We start from the raw sequence: 2,453 nt of genomic DNA on the forward strand, positions 1-2,453 counted from the left end.
TCGCAATCCACCGTGGAGCAGACGTGACGAGGAACCAGATCTACCCGCCCTATATCATCGAGCGCTCCAGCCGTGGCGAGCGTACCTACGACATCTTCAGCCGGCTGCTCATGGACCGCATCGTGTTCCTGGGCAGCCAGATCAACGACGAGGTGTCGAACATCATCATCGCGCAGCTGCTCTTCCTCGACGCCGACAACCCGGAGCGCGACATCTACCTCTACGTCAACTCCCCCGGCGGCATCGTGTCCTCGGGGATGGCGATCTACGACACCATGCAATTCCTGCGGGCACCGGTGAACACGATCTGCATGGGGATGGCGGCCTCGATGGGCTCGTTCCTGCTCGCGGCCGGGCGCAAAGGCCGGCGCTCGGCCCTGCCCCACGCGCGCATCATGATGCACCAGCCCTCGGGCGGCGCCCAGGGCACGGCGGCGGACATCGAGATCCAGGCGCGCGAGATCTTGTACCTGCGGGGCAAGCTCAACGAGCTCTACGCCAAGCACACCGGCCAGCCGGTGGAGCAGATCGAGAAGGACATGGACCGCGACCGCTTCATGTCCGCGGAAGAGGCCAAGGACTACGGGCTTATCGACCACGTAATAGCCAACTTCCAGGAAATCGACGACGGGAAGAAGCGCTGACGGCTTGCGCCGGGGGCGCGACCTTCCCATACTAGGGCCGGATGTCCCACGACAAACACCTCCGCTGCTCCTTCTGCGGCAAGTCGAAGGACTCGGTCCGGAAGTTCATCTCCGGGCCCTCCGTCTACATTTGTAACGAGTGCATCGCCCTCTGTAACGAGATCCTGGCGGAGGACGAGGAGCGTGAGGTCTCCGAGGCGATCACCCAGGTCCCCACGCCCGCGGAGATCAAGGACGTGCTGGACCAGTATGTGATCGGCCAGGAGAAGGCGAAGAAGACGCTCGCCGTCGCGGTGTACAACCACTACAAGCGCATCAACTCGCACCAGGGACGTGAGCCCGAAGTCGAGCTCGACAAGAGCAACATCCTCCTGATCGGCCCGACCGGCGTAGGCAAGACCCTGCTCGCGCAGACCCTGGCGCGCATCCTCGACGTCCCGTTCACGATCGCCGATGCCACCACGCTCACCGAGGCGGGCTATGTCGGCGAGGACGTGGAGAATATCCTGGTCCGACTGCTGCAGGCAGCGGACTTCAACGTCTCGGAGGCGGAGCGCGGCATCGTCTATATCGACGAGATCGACAAGATCGCCCGCAAGTCCGAGAACCCGAGCATCACGCGCGACGTGTCGGGTGAAGGCGTCCAGCAGGCGCTGCTGAAGATCCTCGAGGGCACGGTCGCGAGCGTCCCGCCCCAGGGCGGCCGCAAGCACCCGCAGCAGGAGTACATCCAGGTCAACACGAAAGACATCCTGTTCGTCTGTGGCGGGGCGTTCGACGGGCTCGAGAAGATCATCGAGTCGCGCACCGGGCGGCGGCAAATCGGCTTCACCAAGGAAGAGGTCGCGAAAGGGGCGCCCGAGAAGGCCAAGAAGAACCCCTTCATCGACGTCGAGCCGGACGACTTGCTGCGCTATGGCCTGATCCCCGAGCTCGTGGGCCGGCTCCCGGTCGCGGTGCCGCTCGACTCGCTCGACGAGGAGGCGCTGATCCGCATCCTGATCGAGCCCAAGAATGCGCTCTCTAAGCAGTATCAGAAGCTGTTTGAGCTCGAGGACGTGCGGCTCACAATCGAGAAGGACGCGCTCAAGGCGATCGCTCAGAAGGCCATTAAGCGCGGCACCGGCGCCCGCGGTCTGCGCGCCATCCTCGAAGAGATGATGACCGATATCATGTTCGAGCTCCCCAGCCGGGACGACGTGCGCGAGGTCGCCATCACCGCCGAGTGCGTCACCGAGGCCCGGCCCCCGCTCCTCGTCACCGAACGCGTCCGCCAAAAGAAAGAAGCCTGACCGCCTCGGAGCCGCTCTTCCTCGGTTCGTTTCCCCGAGCCGACGTGACCCTGGCTCCGCCCCTCGTCGAAGTCGCCCTCATCGGCCGATCCAACGTCGGCAAATCGAGCCTGTTGAATGCCTTCGCCGGTCGGCAAATCGCCCGGGTCTCTGCGACGCCGGGCAAGACGCAGGCGCTCAACGTGTATCGGCTGGGACCGGGAGGCACACCGGCAGGCAGCACTGGGGATTCCCACCCAGCCGGCGCCGCCCCGTATTACGTGCTCGATCTCCCGGGCTACGGGTATGCCAAGGCCGCGAAGACCGAGCGCGCCCTGTTCCGGCGCCTGATTGCCGACGCCCTCGAGCGCCCGCTCCTTGCCGGCGTGGTGTGGTTGCTCGACATCCGTCGCGACCCTTCACCCGAGGACCAGGCGATGCAGGCGCTCTTCGCCGCACGCGCGACCCGCGTGCTGGCGGCCCTTACGAAGAGCGACAAGCTCGCCCGCGGCGCGCGACTGGCGCGCGCGCGGGCGCT

3 protein-coding genes are annotated in these 2,453 nt (G+C 65.6%); all 3 read left to right on the top strand.

What is annotated here, in order from left to right; genetic code table 11:
* The first annotated feature begins 38 nt into the window (after positions 1-38).
* Complete coding sequence (gene clpP / locus VKG64_13765) at positions 39-644, top strand: ATP-dependent Clp endopeptidase proteolytic subunit ClpP (protein HKB26107.1); 606 nt, start codon at positions 39-41, stop codon at positions 642-644.
* Positions 645-685: 41 nt separating this feature from the next.
* On the top strand, positions 686-1,936 hold the full coding sequence (clpX, locus tag VKG64_13770) for an ATP-dependent Clp protease ATP-binding subunit ClpX (GenBank protein HKB26108.1): 1,251 nt from the start codon (positions 686-688) through the stop codon (positions 1,934-1,936).
* 44 nt (positions 1,937-1,980) lie between these two features.
* A partial coding sequence (locus tag VKG64_13775; GenBank protein HKB26109.1) for a GTPase occupies positions 1,981-2,453 on the top strand: 473 nt, incomplete at its 3' end.

The organism is Candidatus Methylomirabilota bacterium, assembly GCA_035260325.1.
Taxonomy (GTDB): domain Bacteria; phylum Methylomirabilota; class Methylomirabilia; order Rokubacteriales; family CSP1-6; genus AR19.

Bases quoted from the DNA above. Each gene is read 5' to 3' on its own strand.
- clpX (HKB26108.1), top strand. From the start codon at position 686: ATGTCCCACGACAAACACCTCCGCTGCTCCTTCTGCGGCAAGTCGAAG.